Origin of the sequence: Streptomyces sp. TG1A-60, from assembly GCF_037201975.1 — a bacterium.
Classification (GTDB): Bacteria; Actinomycetota; Actinomycetes; order Streptomycetales; family Streptomycetaceae; genus Streptomyces.
On the sequence record NZ_CP147520.1, the window covers coordinates 5,613,676 to 5,633,554 of the forward strand.

The 19,879-nt window shown below is 71.8% G+C and carries 13 protein-coding genes and 1 pseudogene; 11 read left to right on the forward strand and 3 right to left on the reverse strand.

The genetic code is table 11. From position 1 onward, the window contains the following. Nucleotides 1-186: 186 nt before the first annotated feature. Entirely contained in the window at nt 187-453 is a 267-nt protein-coding gene (rpsT, locus tag WBG99_RS24355) for a 30S ribosomal protein S20 (RefSeq protein ID WP_338898345.1), read from the reverse strand. A 270-nt stretch (nt 454-723) separates the two neighbouring features. On the opposite strand from rpsT, the gene lepA reads away from it, so the two are divergent. From lepA to hemW, 4 genes are all read left to right on the forward strand, one after another. Then, on the forward strand, nt 724-2,592 hold the full coding sequence (gene lepA, locus WBG99_RS24360) for a translation elongation factor 4 (RefSeq protein WP_338898346.1): 1,869 nt from the start codon (nt 724-726) through the stop codon (nt 2,590-2,592). Nucleotides 2,593-2,892: 300 nt separating this feature from the next. Further along, the gene (locus tag WBG99_RS24365; protein WP_338898347.1) at nt 2,893-4,770 is read left to right on the forward strand and encodes a long-chain fatty acid--CoA ligase; all 1,878 of its coding nucleotides are present in this window, start codon (nt 2,893-2,895) and stop codon (nt 4,768-4,770) included. 560 nt (nt 4,771-5,330) lie between these two features. Then, nucleotides 5,331-7,637, forward strand: a complete 2,307-nt coding sequence (locus tag WBG99_RS24370) for an ATP-binding SpoIIE family protein phosphatase (protein ID WP_338898348.1) — start codon at nt 5,331-5,333, stop codon at nt 7,635-7,637. A 39-nt stretch (nt 7,638-7,676) separates the two neighbouring features. After that, complete coding sequence (gene hemW / locus WBG99_RS24375; RefSeq protein WP_338898349.1) at nt 7,677-8,909, forward strand: radical SAM family heme chaperone HemW; 1,233 nt, start codon at nt 7,677-7,679, stop codon at nt 8,907-8,909. Nucleotides 8,910-9,037: 128 nt separating this feature from the next. Here hemW and WBG99_RS24380 read toward each other — a convergent pair whose 3' ends face one another. Both WBG99_RS24380 and WBG99_RS24385 read right to left on the reverse strand, forming a co-directional pair. Beyond that, nucleotides 9,038-9,838, reverse strand: coding sequence for a DUF3097 domain-containing protein (locus WBG99_RS24380; protein WP_338898350.1), 801 nt, complete (start codon nt 9,836-9,838; stop codon nt 9,038-9,040). A gap of 45 nt (nt 9,839-9,883) precedes the next feature. Then, complete coding sequence (locus WBG99_RS24385) at nt 9,884-10,609, reverse strand: MBL fold metallo-hydrolase (protein ID WP_338898351.1); 726 nt, start codon at nt 10,607-10,609, stop codon at nt 9,884-9,886. A gap of 253 nt (nt 10,610-10,862) precedes the next feature. On the opposite strand from WBG99_RS24385, the gene hrcA reads away from it, so the two are divergent. From hrcA to WBG99_RS24420, 7 genes and pseudogenes are all read left to right on the forward strand, one after another. Next, complete coding sequence (gene hrcA, locus WBG99_RS24390) at nt 10,863-11,879, forward strand: heat-inducible transcriptional repressor HrcA (RefSeq protein WP_338900473.1); 1,017 nt, start codon at nt 10,863-10,865, stop codon at nt 11,877-11,879. Beyond that, nucleotides 11,880-13,015 (forward strand): annotated as a pseudogene (gene dnaJ / locus WBG99_RS24395) (molecular chaperone DnaJ). A gap of 212 nt (nt 13,016-13,227) precedes the next feature. Next, nucleotides 13,228-14,382: a nitronate monooxygenase gene (locus WBG99_RS24400; protein ID WP_338898352.1), complete on the forward strand. Its 1,155-nt coding sequence runs from the start codon at nt 13,228-13,230 to the stop codon at nt 14,380-14,382. Beyond that, nucleotides 14,379-15,128 (forward strand): 16S rRNA (uracil(1498)-N(3))-methyltransferase, encoded by a 750-nt coding sequence (locus tag WBG99_RS24405; RefSeq protein ID WP_338898353.1) that lies wholly within the window; start codon nt 14,379-14,381, stop codon nt 15,126-15,128. The genes WBG99_RS24400 and WBG99_RS24405 overlap by 4 nt, the downstream gene beginning before the upstream one ends. A 128-nt stretch (nt 15,129-15,256) precedes the next feature. After that, nucleotides 15,257-18,466, forward strand: a complete 3,210-nt coding sequence (locus tag WBG99_RS24410; RefSeq protein ID WP_338900474.1) for a S41 family peptidase — start codon at nt 15,257-15,259, stop codon at nt 18,464-18,466. Nucleotides 18,467-18,602: 136 nt separating this feature from the next. Further along, nucleotides 18,603-18,956, forward strand: a complete 354-nt coding sequence (locus tag WBG99_RS24415; RefSeq protein WP_338898354.1) for a histidine triad nucleotide-binding protein — start codon at nt 18,603-18,605, stop codon at nt 18,954-18,956. 6 nt (nt 18,957-18,962) lie between these two features. Then, the gene (locus WBG99_RS24420) at nt 18,963-19,871 is read left to right on the forward strand and encodes a ribonuclease Z (RefSeq protein ID WP_338898355.1); all 909 of its coding nucleotides are present in this window, start codon (nt 18,963-18,965) and stop codon (nt 19,869-19,871) included. Nucleotides 19,872-19,879: the final 8 nt, after the last annotated feature.

Here is a 19,879-nt window from a genome sequence, read left to right on the forward strand (position 1 = left end):
AGCGCGCATGCCGAAAGCCCCGTCGGTCGTCCTGGGGAAGGGCGGGCGGCGGGGCTTCTGGTTCGAGATGGTGGACCTGTACCCGCGTGGCGAACGCAGGCCGCGTACGGGTCCGGGGTGCCGGGTGGGAGCGGATGAGAGAGGGCCCGCTCTGGGTCCAGCCGGCGGTCAGATCAAAAGTGGAGCTCAGCCCTTGAGGGAAGTGACCTTGGAAGCAAGCGCCGACTTCTTGTTGGCGGCCTGGTTCTTGTGGATGACGCCCTTCGAGACGGCCTTGTCGAGCTGACGCGCGGCAGCGCGCTGGTACTCGGTGGCCTTCTCGGCGTCACCCGCGGCAGCGGCCTCACGGGCCTTGCGGATCGCGGTCTTGAGCGACGACTTGACGGCCTTGTTGCGAAGGCGCGCCTTCTCGTTGGTCTTGTTCCGCTTGATCTGGGACTTGATGTTCGCCACGAATGAGCCTTTTCAGCTACAGGTGCACAAGGCCATGAGGGTCATGCGGGACATGCCGCGCACGCCTCGGGCACCGTTTGATTTTCTTTGGGTTGTGCCTCCTGCGTAGAGGGGCATGAGACACAGCCGACCACGCTACCAGCAGCCCTCGGGTCGGCCCAAACCGGTCGCAGTTCTCCGCCCGTGGGACCATGGTGCCTACGTACAGAACCGCTAGCTCCGACCCGAGACCGCAGACGGCTGCGGACGCCTCAAGAATCAGGACCCTGCGTGCCCGCGATCCCTAGCCATGTGCCCGAGCCGAGCCGTACCGCCCCGGCTCTGATCCGCAACTTCTGCATCATCGCGCACATCGACCACGGCAAGTCCACGCTCGCCGACCGGATGCTCCAGCTGACCGGTGTGGTCGAGCAGCGACAGATGCGTGCTCAGTACCTCGACCGCATGGACATCGAGCGTGAGCGCGGCATCACGATCAAGTCCCAGGCGGTGCGTCTGCCCTGGGCGCCGACCGACGATCCGGGCAACACGCACATCCTCAACATGATCGACACCCCCGGGCACGTCGACTTCACCTACGAGGTGTCGCGGTCGCTGGCCGCCTGTGAGGGGACCGTGCTCCTCGTCGACGCGGCCCAGGGCATCGAGGCCCAGACCCTCGCCAACCTCTACCTGGCGATGGAGAACGACCTCAGGATCATCCCCGTGCTGAACAAGATCGACCTGCCGGCCGCCCAGCCGGAGAAGTTCTCCGAGGAGCTCGCCAACCTCATCGGCTGTGACCCCGGGGACGTCCTCAGGGTCTCCGCCAAGACCGGCGTGGGCGTCGACGCGCTGCTCGACAAGGTCGTGCGGGAGGTGCCGGCGCCGGTCGGCGTCAAGGACGCGCCCGCCCGCGCGATGATCTTCGACTCGGTGTACGACTCCTACCGGGGTGTCGTGACGTACGTCCGTGTCATCGACGGGCAGCTCAACAAGCGCGAGCGGATCCGCATGATGTCCACCAACGCCACGCACGAGCTGCTGGAGATCGGGACCAACTCGCCGGAGATGCTGCCCGCCGACGGGCTGGGTGTCGGTGAGGTGGGTTACCTCATCACCGGGGTGAAGGACGTCCGGCAGTCCAAGGTCGGTGACACCATCACCACCCTGCACAAGGGTGCGACCGAGGCGCTCGGCGGGTACAAGGACCCCAAGCCCATGGTCTTCTCGGGGCTCTATCCGCTCGACGGCTCCGACTATCCCGAACTGCGCGACGCCCTCGACAAGCTCCAGCTCAACGACGCCGCGCTGGTGTACGAGCCGGAGACCTCCGCCGCCCTGGGGTTCGGCTTCCGTGTCGGCTTCCTCGGGCTGCTGCACCTGGATGTGATCCGGGAGCGGCTGGAGCGCGAGTTCGGGCTCGACCTCATCGCCACGGCGCCGAACGTGGTCTACCGCGTGGTGATGGAGGACGGCAGCGAGCACACGGTCACCAACCCGAGCGAGTTCCCCGAGGGCAAGATCGGGGAGGTGTACGAACCCGTCGTGCGTGCCACGATCCTGGCCCCCTCCGAGTTCATCGGGTCGATCATGGAGCTGTGCCAGACCCGGCGCGGTGTGCTGCTCGGCATGGACTATCTGTCGGAGGACCGGGTCGAGATCCGGTACACGCTGCCGCTCGCGGAGATCGTCTTCGACTTCTTCGACCAGCTGAAGTCCAAGACCCGCGGCTACGCCTCGCTCGACTACGAGCCCACCGGCGAGCAGACCTCCAGCCTGGTCAAGGTCGACATCCTGCTGCACGGCGACAAGGTGGACGCCTTCTCGGCGATCACGCACAAGGACGCGGCGTACGCGTACGGGGTGCGGCTCGTCGCCAAGCTGCGCGAGCTGATCCCCCGGCAGGCCTTCGAGGTCCCCATCCAGGCCGCCATCGGGTCGCGCGTCATCGCGCGCGAGACCATCCGCGCCATCCGCAAGGACGTCCTCGCCAAGTGTTACGGCGGTGACATCTCCCGCAAGCGGAAGCTGCTGGAGAAGCAGAAGGAAGGCAAGAAGCGGATGAAGATGGTGGGCTCCGTGGAGGTGCCGCAGGAGGCCTTCATCGCCGTACTGTCCAGCGACGACAGCGCCGGGGGCGGCAAGGGCAAGAAATAGCCATCGGCGGCGAGTGTCGCCACCGCCGGAGGTAGCCGATGTTACCCGCGGTTACTCGGGCACAATGCGGGCCTGTCGCGTTTCGGCGCGGCGGGCCCGCAGCTCTTCCGGGGGACGCCGGTGCGTGTTCGTACGGTCGTTCTCGGTGGAAAGTGACGGCCTGCCGCCCCTTACGAACCGGCCAACCGGCCTCTACCCTGATCACCACTCGATGGTTACTCGCGAGTTAAACAACAGCCGCTTTGAGCCAGCCGCACAGTCCATGACCCAGCCGCGCTGTCGCGTGCCCCGGAGGATGTCGTGAGCGACACACAGACCCTGATCGAGAACCGTCCGCCGTCCATGGCGGCCCTCTTCCTGGAGCGCGTGGCGGCCACGCCCGATGCGGAGGCGTTCCGTTACCCGGTGCCGTCGGCCTCCGGCGAGGGCCCGGCCGACTGGAAGCCGCTGACCTGGGCGCAGGCCGCCGCACGGGTCGACGCCATCGCGGCCGGGCTGGTCGAGCTGGGGGTGGGGCCGGAGGAGCGCGTCGCGCTGTCCTCCGCCACCAGGATCGAGTGGATCCTGTGCGACCTCGGCATCATGTGCGCGGGCGCCGCCAACACGACGGTCTACCCGTCGACGAACGCCGACGAATCCGCGTACATCCTGGCCGACTCCGGCAGCAGGATCCTCATCGCGGAGAACGCCGAGCAACTCGCCAAGGCCCGTGAGAAGAAGGCCGAACTGCCCGAGCTGACCCATGTGATCGTCATCGACGCCGAGGGCGCGGACCTCTCGGAGGACTGGGTCCTGTCCCTGGCCGAGCTGGAGGAGCGCGGCGCCGCCTACCTGGAGAAGAGGCCCGACCTGGTCAAGGAGAAGGTCGGCGCGATCACCAAGGACCAGCTCGCCACCCTCATCTACACCTCGGGCACCACCGGCCGCCCCAAGGGTGTCCGCCTCCCGCACGACAACTGGGCGTACATGGGGAAGGCCATCGCCGCGACCGGTCTGCTCAACGCGGAGGACGTGCAGTACCTGTGGCTGCCGCTCGCGCACGTCATGGGCAAGGTCCTCCTCGCGGGGCACATCGAGATCGGGCACATCACCGCCGTCGACGGCCGCGTCGACAAGATCATCGAGAATCTGCCGGTCGTGCGGCCGACGTACATGGCCGCCGTGCCGCGCATCTTCGAGAAGGTCTACAACGGGGTCGCCGCCAAGGCCCGCGCGGGCGGCCCGGCCAAGTACAAGATCTTCCAGTGGGCGGTGGGGGTCGCCCGTGAGTACGCCAAGGTCAGCCAGGACAACTTCCGCCGCACCGGCACCGCGTCCGTGCCGTTCGGACTGGCGGCCAAGCACAAGGTCGCCGACGCGCTGGTCTACAAGAAGCTGCGGGAGGCGTTCGGCGGACAGCTGCGTGCCTGTGTCTCCGGCTCGGTCGCGCTGGCTCCCGAGATCGGCTTCTTCTTCGCCGGCGCCGGCATCCCCATCCTGGAGGGCTACGGCCTGACCGAGTCCTCCGCCGCCTCCTTCCTCAACCCGGGCGAGGCCTACCGCACGGGCACGGTGGGCAAGCCGCTGCCCGGCACGGAGGTGCGCATCGCGGACGACGGCGAGATCCTGCTGCGCGGCCCCGGCATCATGGACGGCTACCACGGGCTGCCCGACAAGACCGCCGAGGTGCTGGAGGCCGACGGGTGGTTCCACACGGGTGACATCGGGGAGCTGTCGCCCGACGGTTACCTGCGGATCACCGACCGCAAGAAGGACCTCTTCAAGACCTCCGGCGGCAAGTACATCGCGCCCACCGAGATCGAGGGCCGGTTCAAGGCGCTGTGCCCCTTCACCTCCAACATCATGGTGATCGGTGCCGACCGTAACTTCTGCGCCGCCCTCATCGCCCTCGACGAGCCGTCCATCCAGGGCTGGGCGGCGGAGAACGGGCTGGAGGGCAAGCCGTACGAGGAGGTCATCGCGGCGCCCGCGACGGTCGAGATGATCGAGGGGTACGTCAAGCGGCTCAACGAGGGGCTGCAGCGGTGGCAGACGATCAAGAAGTTCCGGTTGCTGCCGAGGGATCTGGACATCGAGCACGGTGAGCTGACGCCGAGTCTGAAGCTGAAGCGGCCGGTGGTGGAGAAGGAGTACCAGCACCTCATCGAGGACATGTACGCGGGGGTTCGGGAGGCGTAGCGCCGGATGTGTGTGTGGGGGACTGTTGGCGGCCGGGGGTCCGACCGGGCCTGTCGCGTAGTTCCCCGCGGCCCTTCGGGCCACCGGCCGTGGTCCCCTGCCACAAGGGCTCGGAGGGCTCGGAGGGTTGGGTGAGGTGGTCGGCGGCGGTTTCGAAGCCGGCCGTGCCGGGGGCGCCGGGCACGCGCTTCATGGCGCGGGTGCCTCGTTCCCGGCGGTGCGTCGGAGAGGCCGCCGTCGGCCACGGCTGTCGTCACCTGGGCGATGTGCCCCACCCGCGTCGTCAGGTTCAGCGCCCTCTTGTTCACGGCACGGCCCGACCGCCGCGCCGTAAGTCTCCACTGCCCGGATCGGTCCGTCCGTTCGGCTGTTCTTTTTGACCACTTACGAGCGTCCGCGTAGCACTGTTCTCACTCATGGTCGCCCACTTCGGTAACTCGGCGCTTATGAGCGTGGCCAGTCTGTCACTCTGTCCGTGCCGCCTGAGGCCTATTCGTCCGAACTTCTCAGGGAGCCGCTCAGTGGGGGCCATTCCGACGCAACGGGAGACCGTGTCCTGTGTGCCAGACGCGCCGGCGCACAAGGAGGTCGACCGGCGTCCGGTGGCGCATGTGTCGCTTCCCGGGGGTCCGCTCGCGCCGGGAGCCGCCCGGCGCTTCGTCGGCGCCGCGCTCGCGGAGTGGGCCGCGCTCGACCTGCCCGGCGCCGCCGCCCTCTCCGCCCGCCTCGTCGAGGACACGCGCCTCGTGGTCAGCGAACTGGTCACCAACGCGGTCGTCCACGCGGGCACGGACGTCGAGCTGTTCTGCCGGTTCGGCCGCGACGACCCCGACGCCTCCGGCTGGCTGCTTGTCGAGGTCTCCGACCAGCACTCCTCCCGGGTGGTACGGGACGAGGGCGCCGCACGCCCGTACCGCGCCGAACGGCCTTACGAAGCTGTGGAGTACGGACGCGGTCTCCGTCTCGTCGCCGCCCTCTCCGAAGCGTGGGGCATCACCTACCGGACCGGCATGAAGACCGTGTGGGCCCGGCTGTCGGTCGACGGGGCGCTGGATGTCGGGGACGCGTTGGAGGCGTACGCCGGGGATGAGGGATATGCGGGGGGAGCGGGGGCGTACGCCGGTGTGGGGGGCGTGGGGGCGTATGAGGATGGCGATGGTGGTGAGGCGCGGACGTACACCGGCGCGGTCGGCCTCGGACTGGGACTGGGACTGGGCCTGGTCGATCCGGTCGGCGCCGTGCCGCGGGGCGGAGGCGAGCGCGACCGGCAGTGGCTGAACCGGGGTGCGCTCTCCTTCCTCGCCGAGGCCTCCGATCTGCTCGCCGGGCAACTGGACGAGGATCTGGTCGCCGCCCTCGCCGGGCAACTGCTGGTGCCGAGGCTGGCCGACTGGTGCGCGGTGTGGCTGGAGGACGAGGGGCTGGGCTGGCGCGGCGGCGATGGTTCGCTCGGCCCGGCGCCCCGGCTCGCCCGCGTCTGGCACAGCAGCGAGAACCGCATCGAGGAACTGCGCCGGGCCCTGGAGAAGGACCCGCCGAGGCTGTCCGAGTCGGTGCGCTCGCGGGCGGTGCCCGTGCCATGGCCGGGAACGGGGAGCGAAACGGCCGAGGAGGAGAGCGGCGGTGCGGCGGCGGAGAAGGACGAGAGCGGGGTGGCGGGGAAGGGGGAGGGCGGGTCGGCGAAGGGAGGCGCAGGCGGGCTCGGGAAGGGCGTGGGCAGGGCGGCTGACAAGGAGAAAGGCAGGCCGGCGGAGCAAGGCGCAGGCAGGCTGGGGGCGCAAGCCCCAGGCGCGCCGGCGGAGGCGGTGGGCAGGGCGGCGGAAAAGAGGGCGGGCGGGCCGGCGGAGAAGGAGAATGGCCGGCCGGTGGAGAAAGGCGGTGTCCGGCCGGCGGAGGGACGTGAAGGTGGGGCCGCGCTCGCGTACCGGCTGATTGCCGGGGGGCGACCGCTCGGCACCCTTGTCATCGGCCGGGCCGGGCTCCTCCGTTTCCCGGACGAGGTGACCGGGCTGGTCGAGGATTTGAGCCGGCGCGTGGCGCTGGCGATCGGCGCGGCCCGGCAGTACGCCCGGCAGGCCACCATCAGCCGGGTCCTCCAGCGCGGACTGCTGCCGGGCGCGGTCGCCGAGATCCCCGGTGTGTCGAGCGCCCTCGTGTACGAGCCGTGCGACAAGGGCGGCCCCAGCGGCGACTTCTACGACCTGTTCCCGGCGGGCCGCGGCCGCTGGTGTTTCGCCATCGGTGACGTGCAGGGCAAGGGCCCGGAGGCCGCCGTCGTCATCGGCCTCGCCCGGCCCTGGCTGCGCCTGCTCGCCCGCGAGGGATACGGCGTCGCCGACGTGCTCGACCGCCTCAACCAGCTCCTCCTCGACGACGCGACCGAAGCGGCGGACGCGGCGGCCCGCGCCCTGGTCACGGCGGGTGACCCCGGCCTCGTCGACCCCGACGCCTCGCAGGTCCGCTTCCTCTCCCTCCTCTACGGCGAACTCGTTCCCGTCGACGGCGGCGTCCGCTGCACCCTCGCCTCCGCCGGGCACCCGCTGCCGCTGCTCCTCCGCCCCGACGGCGACGTACGGGCCGTGGCCGAGCCGCAGACGCTGCTCGGGGTGATCGAGGACAGCGAGTACGTCTCCGAGACGTTCGACCTGGGCCACGGAGACACCCTGCTCTGTGTGACCGACGGGGTCACCGAGCGGCGCAGCGGCCCCCGGATGTTCGACGACGGGGACGGCCTCGCCACCGCGCTCGCCGGCTGCGCCGGGCTCGACGCCCGGCTGATCGCCGAACGGATCCGACAGCTCGTGCACGAGTTCGGGCAACGGCCGCCGGAGGACGACCTGGCGCTGCTGGTGCTGCGGGCGGAGTGACGCGAGCCGCCGGCCGCCCGGTGCTGGACAATGGAAGGCATGCCTTCCGCACTCCCCGACGGTGAGCCCGTCCCCGACGACGGGGCGCTGCCCGCGCACGCCCTGGCCGGCGCGGCCGAGCGTCCCCTCGGGTTCTACCTCCACGTCCCGTACTGCGCGACCCGCTGCGGCTACTGCGACTTCAACACCTACACCGCGACCGAGCTGCGCGGCACCGGCGGCGTCCTCGCCTCCCGCGACAACTACGCGGACACGGTCGCCGACGAGATCCGCCTCGCCCGCAAGATCCTCGGCGACGATCCCCGACCCGTCCGTACGGTCTTCGTCGGCGGCGGCACGCCCACGCTGCTGGCCGCCGACGACCTCGTACGGATGCTCGGGGCGATCCGCGAGGAGTTCGGCCTCGCGGACGACGCGGAGGTGACGACGGAGGCGAACCCGGAGTCCGTGGACCCGGCCTATCTGGCGACCCTGCGCGCTGGCGGCTTCAACCGTGTCTCCTTCGGCATGCAGAGCGCCCGGCAGCACGTCCTGAAGATCCTCGACCGCACGCACACGCCCGGACGCCCGGAGGCCTGCGTCGAGGAGGCCCGCGCGGCCGGCTTCGACCACGTCAACCTCGACCTGATCTACGGCACACCGGGGGAGTCCGACGACGACTGGCGGGCGTCCGTGGACGCCGCCCTGGGAGCCGCCCCCGACCACGTCTCCGCCTACGCCCTGATCGTCGAGGAGGGCACCCGGCTCGCCCGGCGCGTCCGCCGGGGCGAGGTCCCCATGACGGACGACGACACCCACGCCGACCGCTACCTCGTCGCCGACGAGATGCTCACGTCCGCCGGCTTCGACTGGTACGAGGTCTCCAACTGGGCCACCTCCCCCTCCGGCCGCTGCCTCCACAACGAGCTGTACTGGCGCGGCGCCGACTGGTGGGGCGCGGGGCCGGGGGCCCACAGCCACGTGGGGGGCGTGCGCTGGTGGAACGTCAAGCACCCGGGCGCGTACGTGGGCGCCCTGGCCGCCGGGCGATCGCCGGGGGCCGGGCGCGAGGTGCTGGCGGACGAGGACCGCCGGGTCGAACGGATCCTGCTGGAGCTGCGGCTACGGGAGGGCTGCCCGTTGTCGTTGCTGCGGGAGGAAGGCCTGGCGGCGGCCGAGCGAGCCCTGTCCGACGGGCTGCTGGAGGCGGGACCGTACGAGGAGGGGCGCGCGGTGCTCACACTGCGGGGGCGGCTGCTGGCCGACGCGGTGGTTCGGGACCTGGTGGACTGAACGGTCAACCCCGCGGCGGCGGGGGAAACGCCCTGCCCTGCCGTGTGGACGAGCTGACCGACGGATCACCTCCGCGCGAGCGGAAAGCACTCCACCAGGCCCGGTGTGTCAACACGGACCGGAAGGCTTCAGGGCACGGTCACGTGGTCGATGAGACGCTCGACGCATCCCAGCAGCGCCGGCTCCAGGTCCTTGTAGGACCGCACCCGCCCCAGGATCCCCTGCCAGGCCGCACCCGTGTTCTCCGGCCAGCCCAGCGCCCGGCACACCCCCGTCTTCCAGTCCTGCCCGCGCGGCACGCGCGGCCACTCCGGGATGCCCACCGACGACGGCTTCACGGCCTCCCAGATGTCGATGTACGGGTGGCCCACGACCAGCGCGTGCTCGCTCGTCACCAACGCGGCGATACGGGACTCCTTGCTGCCGGGGACCAGGTGGTCGACCAGGACGCCGAGGCGGGCGTCCGGGCCCGGGGCGAAGTCGGCGACGATCGCGGGAAGGTCGTCCACGCCCTCCAGGTACTCGACCACCACGCCCTCGACGCGCAGGTCGTCGCCCCAGACCCTCTCGACGAGTTCGGCGTCGTGGCGGCCCTCGACGTAGATGCGTCCGGCGCGGGCCACGCGGGCGCGGGCGCCCGGGACGGCGACCGAGCCGGAGGCCGTGCGGGTGGGACGGGGCGGCGCCGCGGAGGGGCGTACCAGCGTGACCACCCGGCCCTCCAGGAGGAAGCCGCGAGGCTCCAGCGGGAACACACGGTGCTTGCCGAAGCGGTCCTCCAGCGTCACCGTGCCCGCCTCGCAGCGGACGACCGCGCCGCAGAAGCCGGTGGTGGGCTCCTCGACGACCAGACCGGGGTCGGCCGGGACGTCCGGGGCGGGCTCGGGCTTCTTCCAGGGAGGGGTCAGGTCGGGTGAGTACTGGCGCATTCGGATGACGATAGGAGAAGGGGCCCCGGGAGGCCGTACCTCGGGCTACGACACGCCGAAGCGCCGTGCCAGCGCGTCCCGTTGGGACCGTACGAACGCCGCGTCCACCACCGCCCCGTGCCCGGGGACGTACCGCGCGTCCTCGCCGCCCAGGGTCAGCAGGCGGTCCAGCGCGGCCGGCCAGCGGGAGGGCACGGCGTCGGGGCCCGCCTGGGGTTCGCCGGACTCCTCGACCAGGTCGCCGCAGAACACCACCTCCGGTGTCCCCGGCACCAGGACCGCCAGATCGTGCCCCGTGTGGCCCGGACCCACGTTCGCCAGGAGTGCCTGATGACCGCCGCCCAGGTCGAGGGTCCACTCGCCGATGACGTGGTGGCGGGGGTGGACGAGGAGGCCGACGGCCTCGGCGGCCTCGGCCTCGGGGAGACCGTGGTGCACGGCGTCGGCGCGGAGGGCGTCGCGTCCTTCGGCCAGGACACCGCCCAGGCCGACCGCGCCGAAGACCTCCGCCTCCGCGAACGCCGCCGCCCCGAGGACATGGTCGAAATGGGGATGGGTGAGCGCGAGATGTGTCACACGGGCACCACCGAGCAGCCGGCCCGCCTCGGCGCGCAACCGCGCGCCCTCACCCACGCTCGAACCCGCGTCGATCATGAGGGCCGAACCGTCCCCGACCACCAGCCCCACCGTGCAGTCCCAGCCGGGCAGGCGGCACCGTCCGGCCCGGGACGCCAATCCCTGCCATCCGCACTCTTCCCAAGTCACCGTCATGACCCGACGCTAGTGCCGCGACGGGTCGCACGTCGCCTGCCGCGGCACCGGCTCCAGCTCTCCGAGTGGCGGTCGAGGGAGGCGGAACGCGGTCCGACATCGCCGGACAGGTCGGTACACGTCGGCATGACGTGGCTGGACCGGCCTTGCCGGGGGCGCACCCCACCGCCGTACACTGGGCGGGGAGTGTTGGCACTCGCTTGTGGTGAGTGCCAATGGGGAGTCACAGGAGAGCGAGCTGGAGGTGTGCGCGATGCTCAGTGAACGCAGGCTCCAGGTGTTGCGCGCCATCGTCCAGGACTACGTGGGCACCGAGGAGCCGGTCGGTTCCAAGGCGCTCACGGAGCGGCACAGCCTCGGCGTCTCCCCGGCGACGGTCCGCAACGACATGGCCGCGCTGGAGGACGAGGGCTTCATCGCCCAGCCCCACACCAGCGCGGGCCGGATCCCCACCGACAAGGGGTACCGGCTCTTCGTCGACAAGCTGGCAGGCGTCAAGCCCATGACCCCGCCCGAGCGGCGCGCCATCCAGAACTTCCTGGACGGCGCCGTCGACCTCGACGACGTCGTGGCCCGGACCGTACGGCTGCTCGCGCAGCTGACGCGACAGGTCGCCGTCGTGCAGTACCCGTCGCTCACACGGTCGACGGTGCGGCACGTGGAGCTGCTGTCGCTGGCCCCCGCCCGGCTGATGCTCGTGCTGATCACGGACACGGGCCGGGTGGAGCAGCGGCTGGTGGACTGCCCGGCGCCGTTCGGAGAAACGTCACTCGCGGATCTGCGCGCCCGGCTCAACAGCAGGGTCGCGGGCCGCCGGTTCACCGACGTGCCCAGGCTGGTCGAGGACCTGCCCGAGGCGTTCGACGCCGAGGACCGGGGTACGGTCTCGACGGTGCTCTCCACCCTCCTGGAGACCCTCGTCGAGGAGAACGAGGAGCGGCTGATGATCGGCGGCACCGCCAATCTCACCCGCTTCGGACATGACTTCCCCCTCACCATCCGGCCCGTTCTGGAAGCCTTGGAGGAGCAGGTCGTCCTCCTCAAGTTGCTTGGTGAGGCCGGGGATTCGGGCATGACCGTACGCATCGGTCACGAGAACGCCTATGAGGGACTCAACTCCACATCCGTCGTCTCCGTCGGCTACGGTTCGGGCGGCGAGGCAGTAGCGAAGCTGGGCGTGGTCGGACCTACGCGCATGGACTATCCGGGAACGATGGGAGCGGTACGAGCGGTGGCACGTTACGTCGGACAGATCCTGGCGGAGTCGTAAGTGGCCACGGACTACTACGGCGTGCTCGGCGTGCGCCGCGACGCGTCCCAGGACGAGATCAAGAAGGCGTTCCGGAGGCTCGCGCGCGAGCTGCACCCGGACGTCAATCCGGATCCGAAGACCCAGGAGCGGTTCAAGGAGATCAACGCCGCCTACGAGGTGCTCTCGGATCCGCAGAAGAAGCAGGTCTACGACCTCGGCGGCGACCCGCTGTCCCAGGCGGGCGGCGCGGGCGCGGGCGGCTTCGGAGCCGGCGGCTTCGGGAACTTCTCGGATATCATGGACGCCTTCTTCGGTACCGCGTCCCAGCGCGGTCCTCGGTCGCGTACGCGCCGGGGGCAGGACGCGATGATCCGGCTGGAGGTCGACCTCGACGAGGCGGCCTTCGGCACGACGAAGGACATCCAGGTCGACACGGCCGTCGTCTGTACGACGTGCAGTGGCGAGGGGGCGGCCCCGGGCACCACCGCGCAGACCTGTGACATGTGTCGCGGGCGTGGTGAGGTCTCGCAGGTCACGCGATCCTTCCTCGGCCAGGTCATGACCTCCCGACCCTGCCCGCAGTGCCAGGGCTTCGGCACGGTCGTCCCGAGCCCGTGCCCCGAGTGCGCGGGCGACGGACGGGTCCGGTCGCGGCGGACGCTGACGGTGAAGATCCCGGCCGGTGTCGACAACGGCACGCGGATCCAGCTGGCCGGGGAGGGCGAGGTCGGGCCCGGTGGCGGCCCCGCCGGCGACCTCTACGTCGAGATCCACGAACTGCCGCATCCGATGTTCCAGCGGCGCGGCGACGATCTGCACTGCACGGTGACGATCCCGATGACCGCGGCGGCACTCGGCACGAAGGTGCCGTTGGAGACGCTGGACGGTCTGGAGGAGGTCGACATCCGTCCCGGTACGCAGTCCGGGCAGTCGATCCCGTTGCACGGGCGGGGTGTCACGCATCTGCGGGGCGGCGGGCGCGGCGATCTCATCGTCCACGTCGAGGTGCAGACCCCGACCAAGCTCGACCCCGAGCAGGAGGGGCTGCTGCGGCAGCTCGCCGTGCTGCGGGGGAGGAGCGGCCGACGGGGCAGTTCCAGCCGGGGCAGCAGGGCTTGTTCTCGCGGCTGAAGGACGCGTTCAACGGGCGCTGACCGTGTCCGTTCGGCCGCGGGCCGTGCGTGGTTGCCCGCGCAGTTCCCCGCGCCCCTGAGGGACGGAGGAACAGGGGCGCGGCCCCGTTCTCCCGAGGGGCGCGGAGCTGTGTCGGATCTGCGGCTTCGCCGCGGTCGGCGCGACGAGCCCCCACGCGCCCCGCGGCCGTACCGGATTCGGCGTTGTCCGGGGGACATGACACCATGCCGTCATGTCCTCCGCGCTGACCGATCTCGTCCCGCTGCCGATCGTGCAGGCCCCGATGGCGGGCGGTGTGTCCGTGCCGCGACTGGCCGCCGCCGTGTCCGAGGCGGGCGGGCTGGGGTTCCTCGCCGCCGGGTACAAGACGGCGGACGGGATGTACCAGGAGATCAAGGCGCTGCGGGCGCTGACGTCACGCCCCTTCGGCATGAACCTCTTCATGCCGCAGCCCGAGTACCCCGGTGCCGGCACCGGCTCCACCGGAGCGGCTGACGCCGCGCCCCCCGCCGCGGCGGCGGTAGAGATGTACGCGGAGCAGCTGGCCGGTGAGGCCACCTGGTACGAGGCCGAGCTGGGCGACCCCGACAGCGGGCGCGACGACGGCTACGAGGCCAAGCTCGCGGTGCTGCTCGACAACCCGGTGCCGGTGGTGTCGTTCCACTTCGGCTGCCCCGCCCCGGAGGTCATCGAGTCCCTCGCCCGCAAGGGCACGCTCACCCTGGTCACCGCGACCTCGGCGGAGGAGGCGCAGGCCGTGGAGCGGTCGGGGGCCCACGCGGTGATCGTGCAGGGCGTCGAGGCGGGCGGCCACCAGGGCACCCACCGGGACGACCCCGAGCGGGACTGCGCCGGCGTCGGCCTGCTCTCCCTGGTCGCCCAGGTCCGCGAGGCCGTGGCGCTGCCGATGGTCGCCGCCGGCGGCATCATGCGCGGCGGCCAGATCGCCGCCCTCCTCACGGCGGGCGTGAGCGCGGCCCAGCTCGGCACGGCGTTCCTCGCCACCCGTGAGTCCGGCGCCCACGCCGTGCACAAGCAGGCGCTGAACGACCCCCTCTTCGTCCGTACGGAGCTGACCCGCGCCTTCTCCGGACGCCCCGCGCGCGGCCTGGTCAACCGCTTCCTGCGCGAGCACGGCCCCTACGCGCCCGTCGCCTACCCCGAGGTCCACCACCTCACCTCGCCGCTGCGCAAGGCCGCCGCCAAGGCCGGGGACGCGCAGGGCATGGCGCTGTGGGCCGGGCAGGGGCACCGGATGGCCCGCGACCTGCCGGCCGGGGAACTGGTCGAGGTGCTGGCCGCCGAGATCGCAGCCGCGCAGGCCGAGCAGGCCTCCGCGCAGGTCGGCGGCCAGGGCGGGGGCCGGGCCGGGAGCGAGGGCCGATGACCGCTCCGGTGTTCGTGGTCGACTCGCTGGCCCTGCCGGACGGCTGCGGCGGCGAGTTCGTCCTCGACGGTCCCGAAGGGCGGCACGCCGTCTCCGTGAAGCGGCTGCGGGCCGGTGAGGACGTCGTCCTCACGGACGGGCGGGGCCGCTGGGCGGAGGGCATCGTCAAGGCCGCCGAGGGCAAGGACCGGCTCGTGGTCATGGACCTGGAGACCGTCCGCGAGGAGGCGCCGGAGCAGCCCCGGATCACCGTCGTCCAGGCACTGCCCAAGGGCGACCGGGGCGAGCTGGCCGTCGAGACCATGACCGAGGTCGGCGTCGACGCGATCGTGCCCTGGGCCGCCTCCCGCTGCATCACGCAGTGGAAGGGCGACCGAGGGCTGAAGGCTCTCGCCAAGTGGCGGGCCACCGCGCGGGAGGCGGGTAAGCAGTCGCGTCGGGTGCGGTTCCCGGAGGTCACGGACGCGGCCACCGGTAAGCAGGTCGCGGCGCTGCTCGCGAAGGCCGACTTCGCCGCCGTACTGCACGAGAGCGGCGAGGAGACGCTGGCCACGGCCGAGTTGCCGGCGTCCGGGGAGATCGTGCTCGTCGTGGGGCCCGAAGGGGGCGTGTCGCCGGAGGAACTGGCGCTCTTCGGCGAGGCGGGCGCGGAGGCGTATCGGCTGGGGCCCAGTGTGCTGCGTACGTCGACGGCTGGGACGGCGGCGGGGGCGCTGCTGCTGGGCCGGACCGGGCGCTGGTCCTGACGCACGGCCACTGCGGCCCGTGTTGAGTGACATGATCCAAACCCCTCCCCATATGGCCGCACGTTGCTTACAGTGACCGAGTGACCCAGTCCGCACTGTCCACGCAGTCCGCGTCGTCCACGTCGCCCGTGTCGCCCGGCTACCTCCGGTACCCGCATCTCCACGGCGACCTGGTCGCCTTCACCGCCGAGGACGACGTATGGGTCGCGCCTCTCGACGGCGGCCGTGCCTGGCGGGTCAGCGCGGACAACGTGCCCGTGAACCATCCGCGCATCTCCCCGGACGGCACCACCCTCGCGTGGACCTCCACGAGGGACGGCGCGCCCGAGGTGCATGTCGCGCCCCTCGACGGCGGCCCCGCCGAACGTCTCACGTACTGGGGCAGTTCGCGGACGCAGGTGCGCGGCTGGACCCCCGACGGGCGGGTCCTCGCGCTCAGCACGTACGGCCAGGCCAGCCTCCGGCGCAGCTGGGCGCGGGCGGTCCCGCTCGACGGCGGCCCCGCCACCACCCTCCCGTACGGGCCGGTCGGCGACGTCGCCCACGGCCCCGCCACCGTGCTGCTGTCCGCGCCGATGGGCCGCGAGGCCGCCTGGTGGAAGCGCTACCGGGGCGGCACGGCGGGCAAGTTGTGGATCGACCGCGCCGGCGACGGTGGCGAAGGCGCCGGGGAGTTCGCGCGGCTGCACGCCGAGTTGGACGGGAACCTCGAGTACCCCCTGTGGGTCGGGGACCGGATCGCGTTCCTGTCCGACCACGAGGGCGTCGGGGCGCTGTACTCCTCCCTCGCCGACGGGTCGGACCTGCGGCGGCACACAGCTGTCGACGGCTTCTACGCCCGGCACGCGGCCACCGACGGCACGCGGGTCGTCTACTCGTCCGTCGGTGAACTGTGGCTGCTGGACGACCTGGACGGCGCCGAGCCGCGCCGGCTCGGTATCCGGCTGGGCGGACAGCGCGCCGACCTCCAGCCGTTCCCGGTGAACGCCTCCCGCTGGTTCGGTTCCGCCTCGCCCGACCACACGGCCCGGGGCAGCGCGGTCTCCGTACGCGGCTCCGTGCACTGGATCACCCACCGCTCCGGCCCCGCCCGGGCGCTCGCCGCCGAGCAGGGCGTGCGGGCCCGGCTGCCGCGCACCTTCCGGGTGGAGGGCGAGGAGTGGGTGGTGTGGGTGACGGACGCGGAGGGCGACGACGCGCTGGAGTTCGCCCCGGCCACCGGCGTCGGCCCCGGCGCGACCCCGCGCCGGCTCGCCGCCGGGCAGCTGGGCCGTGTCCTCGGGCTCGCCGTGGCACCCGACGGCAGCCGGGTCGCGGTCGCCGCGCACGACGGCCGGGCGCTGCTCGTCGAGCGGGAGACCGGAGAGGTCCGCGAGGTGGACCGGAGCGAGGACGGCGAGGTGTCCGGGCTGGTCTTCTCGCCCGACTCGGCCTGGCTCGCCTGGTCGCACCCCGGGCCGGGCTCCCTGCGTCAGCTCAAGCTCGCCAACAGCGCCGACCTGTCCGTCACCGAGGCGACCCCGCTCCGTTTCCAGGACTTCTCACCGGCGTTCACCCTCGACGGCAAGCACCTGGCCTTCCTCTCCGCCCGTGCCTTCGACCCGGTCTACGACGAACACGTCTTCGACCTCCACTTCGTCAGCGGCGCCCGCCCGCACCTCATCACGCTCGCCGCGACCACCCCGTCCCCCTTCGGACCGCAGCGCCACGGCCGGCCGTTCGAGGCGCCCGAGAAGGACGAGACCCCCGACAGCGAGGGCGCCCCCGCGACCCGTATCGACCTCGAAGGGCTCGCCGACCGCATCGTCCCCTTCCCGGTCGAGGCCGCCCGCTACTCCACGCTGCGCGCCGCCAAGGACGGCGTCCTCTGGCTCCGGCACCCGGTCACCGGCGTCCTCGGCCACTCCCGGGCGACACCCGACGACCCGGACCCGAAGACCTCCCTGGAGCGCTACGACCTCGCCCAGCGCCGCCTGGAGTACCTGGCCTCCGACACCGACCACTTCTCGGTCAGCGGCGACGGCAAGCGCGTCCTGCTCCGGACCGACGGCAAGCTCAAGGTCGTCCCCAGCGACCGGCGCGCCTCGAACGACGACGAGAGCGACTCCAACGTCACCGTCGACCTCTCGCGCGTACGGCAGAGTGTCGACCCGGCCGCCGAGTGGCGCCAGATGTACGACGAGACCGGCCGCCTCATGCGGGACAACTTCTGGCGCCCCGATCTGGGCGGCGTGGACTGGGACGGCGTACTGGACCGGTACCGCCCGGTCCTCGACCGGCTCGCCACCCACGACGACCTGGTCGACCTGCTGTGGGAGGTGCAGGGCGAACTGGGCACGTCCCACGCCTACGTCACCCCGCGAGGCCGTGGCGGCTCCGGGGACCGGCGGCAGGGGCTGCTCGGGGCGGACATCTCGCGGCACGAGGACGGGAGCTGGCGCGTCGACCGCGTGCTGCCGTCGGAGACCTCCGACCCGGACGCGCACGCGCCGCTCGCCGCGCCGGGTGTCGCCGTCCGCGCCGGGGACGCGATCGTCGCCGTCGGCGGGCAGCCGGTCGATCCCGTGGCCGGGCCCGGCCCGCTGCTCGTGGGGACGGCGGGAAAGGCGGTCGAGCTGACCGTCCTGCCGTCCGGGGGCGGCGACCTCCGCCACCCCGTCGTGGTGCCCGTCTCCGACGAGGAGCCGCTGCGCTATCACGCGTGGGTGGCGGACCGGCGGGCCTACGTCCACGAGAAGTCCGGCGGCCGGCTCGGCTATCTGCATGTGCCGGACATGGTCGGCTCCGGCTGGGCCCAGCTCCACCGCGACCTGCGGATCGAGGTCGCCCGCGAGGGCCTTGTCGTGGACGTCCGGGAGAACCGGGGCGGGCACACGTCGCAGCTCGTCGTGGAGAAGCTGGCGCGGCGGATCGTCGGCTGGGACCTGCCGCGCGGCATGCGGCCGTCCAGCTATCCCGACGACGCGCCCCGGGGGCCCGTCGTGGCCGTCGCCAACGAGTTCTCCGGGTCCGACGGGGACATCGTCAACGCGGCGGTCAAGGCACTGGGGATCGGGCCGGTGGTCGGGACGCGGACGTGGGGCGGGGTCGTCGGGATCGACAGCCGGTATCGGCTTGTGGACGGGACGCTGGTGACGCAGCCCAAGTACGCCTTCTGGCTGGAGGGGTACGGGTGGGGTGTCGAGAACCACGGGGTCGACCCGGACGTGGAGGTCGTCCAGACGCCGCAGGATCACGCGGCGGGGCGGGACCCCCAGCTCGACGAGGCGATCCGGATCGCGTTGGCGGAGCTTGAGGAGAGTCCGGCGAAGGTGGCACCGTTGCTGCCGGAGTCGTAGTCTCCCCACGCCCTTTCAGGGGCGCGGGGAACCGCGCGACAAGCCCCCACTCAGCCGCGGACGACCAACGCACCACGGACACGCCCCGATACGATGCACCGGTACGGGTGTGACATCAGTGGCGAGGAGGCAACGGATGGCAGGGGAGCCGCAGGACGACTGTCTGTTCTGCAAGATCGTGGCGGGGCACGTACCCGCGACGATCGTGCGGGAGACAGAGACGACCGTCGCGTTCAGGGACATCAACCCCCAGGCACCGACCCACGTCCTCGTGATCCCGAAGGCGCACTACAAGGACGCCGCGACCCTCGCCGCCGAGGCCCCGGCCCTCGCCGCGGACGTGCTCCGCGAGACACGGGCCGTCGCCGACGAGGACAAGCTGGACAGCTACCGCGTCGTCTTCAACACCGGCACCGGCGCCGGCCAGACCGTCTTCCATGTGCACGCACACGTCGTCGGCGGGCGCGGCCTTCACTGGCCCCCCGGGTGACGAACCGTGTCCGTACGTGAATTGGTGGTGCTCGGCACCGCCAGCCAGGTCCCGACCCGGCACCGCAACCACAACGGCTACCTCCTGCGCTGGGACGGGGAGGGCCTGCTCCTCGACCCCGGCGAGGGCACCCAACGGCAGATGCTGCGCGCCGGCGTGGCCGCGCACGACCTGAACCGCATATGTGTCACCCACTTCCACGGGGACCATTCGCTGGGCCTCGCCGGTGTCATCCAGCGGATCAACCTCGACCGTGTTCCGCACGACGTCACCGCCCACTACCCGCGCTCCGGGCAGCGGTTCTTCGACCGGCTGCGGTACGCCACCGCCTACCGGGAGACGGTCCGCATCGTCGAGGCGCCGGTCGACGGGGACGGCGGGGTGCTGGCCGGGACCCCCTCGTACACGCTCGACGCGCGCAGGCTCTCGCACCCCGTCGAGTCGTACGGGTACCGGCTCGTCGAGCCCGACGGGCGGCGGATGCTGCCCGAGCGGCTCGCCGAGCGCGGGATCAAGGGGCCGGACATCGGGCGGATCCAGCGGGAGGGCGCGATCGGCGGGGTCCCGCTCGACGACGTGAGCGAGGTGCGGCGCGGACAGCGGTTCGCGTTCGTCATGGATACGCGGTTGTGCGACGGGGTCTACGCCCTCGCCGAGGCGGCCGACATGCTCGTCATCGAGTCCACGTTCCTCGACGAGGACATCGAACTCGCCGTCGACCACGGACATCTGACGGCCGGGCAGGCCGCCTCGGTGGCCCGCGACTGCGGCGTACGGCATCTGGTGCTCACCCACTTCAGCCAGCGCTACTCGGATCCGGAGGAGTTCGAACGGCAGGCACGGGCCGCCGGGTTCGAGGGGGAGCTGACCGTGGCGCACGACCTGTTGAGGGTGGCGCTTCCGAAACGGCGGTAGAGCGGCCG